At 63.3% G+C, this 1,350-nt stretch carries 1 protein-coding gene; it reads left to right on the forward strand.

Going from position 1 to position 1,350, the window contains the following annotated elements; translation table 11 throughout:
* Positions 1–111 precede the first annotated feature (111 nt).
* Positions 112–1,266, forward strand: a complete 1,155-nt coding sequence (locus NKI25_RS36200; protein ID WP_352517481.1) for an ISNCY family transposase — start codon at positions 112–114, stop codon at positions 1,264–1,266.
* Positions 1,267–1,350 lie beyond the last annotated feature (84 nt).

Below are 1,350 nucleotides of genomic sequence, written 5' to 3' on the forward strand. Positions count from 1 at the left end.
TGTCGTAAGCAGATGAGTTGTCCGGGTTAGGTAGCAGACGAGTTGTCCGGTTTGATCTTCAGCGAACGGAGGCTGGGGATGAGACGGGCAGCATGGCTACAGGACCGCAGGATGCAGAAGTTTCGCGACGTATTGAGCCGGTGGGATCGAGGTGATCTGTCGATGCTGGAGGCTGGTGAGTTGCTTGGGATGTCGGAGCGTCAGTTCCGGCGCTATCGCGACCGCTACGAGGAAGAGGGTGTCGCCGGCCTTATCGACCGTCGGCTGGGCAAGGCCTCGCCGCGACGGGCGCCGTGCGATGCGGTGGAGGAGATGCTGTTGCTTTACCGGGAGCGGTATTTTGGCTGGAACGTGAAGCACTTCCACGAGCACCTGGTTCGCGACCACAATTTCTGCTGGAGCTACACCTGGACGAAGGCGCAGTTGCACGCAGCCGGTCTGGTGGAGCGGGCCAAGCGGCGCGGGGCGCATCGGCGCAAGCGGCCCAGAAAGCCGTGCGAGGGCATGATGCTGCATCAGGACGGCAGCCGGCACGAGTGGTTGACGGGTGAGCCGCCGCTCGACCTGATCGTGACGATGGACGATGCGACGAGCACGCTCTATTCGGCCTTCCTGGTCGAGGAGGAAGGCACGGCCTCAAGCTTCCAAGGCCTGTTGGAGACGTTTGCGGCCAAGGGTCTGGCGTCGAGCCTCTACAGCGACCGCGGCAGCCACTATTTCCACACGCCCAAGGCCGGGGAAAAGGTCGACAAGGAGCGGCTCACCCAAGTCGGTCGGGCGCTAGTGCGGCTCGGCGTCGAGCATATACCGGCCTATTCGCCCGAGGCGCGCGGACGCTCGGAGCGCACCTTCTCGACGTTGCAGGAACGACTGCCGAAGGAACTTGCACTGGCCGGGATCACAGACATCGAAGCGGCCAACCGCTTCATCGCCGAGGTCTACCTGGCGGCTCACAATGCCCGCTTTTCGAAGCCGCCCGAGATCGCCGACAGCGCCTTCGTCGCCGCCGATCCGGACCAGCTCGCCGAGATCCTGTGCATCGAGGAGGAGCGCGTGGTCGGCCGCGACAACACCATTGTCTTCGGACGGCTCAGGCTGCAGCTGCCGCCAAGCCCGATCCGTCATCACTTCGTCAAGGCCAAGGTCAAGGTGCGCCAATATCCCGACGGCACGCTGGCCGTCTTCCACGGGCCACGGTCGATCGCCCGCTACCATGCGGACGGGTCGTTGCGCGGCCAGAAAACCGAGATCAGGAGTGCGGCGTGAACCGCTTCGACGCACCTCCTGCAACAAACAGAAGCGGACATCTGATGTGCTACAAAAACCGGACAACTTGAAAAGCTACCGACA

Source organism: Mesorhizobium sp. M0808 (assembly GCF_040320025.1).
Classification (GTDB): Bacteria; Pseudomonadota; Alphaproteobacteria; order Rhizobiales; family Rhizobiaceae; genus Mesorhizobium.

Coding starts and splice junctions, on each gene's coding strand:
- NKI25_RS36200 (WP_352517481.1), top strand. CDS start 112: ATGCAGAAGTTTCGCGACGTATTGAGCCGGTGGGATCGAGGTGATCTG.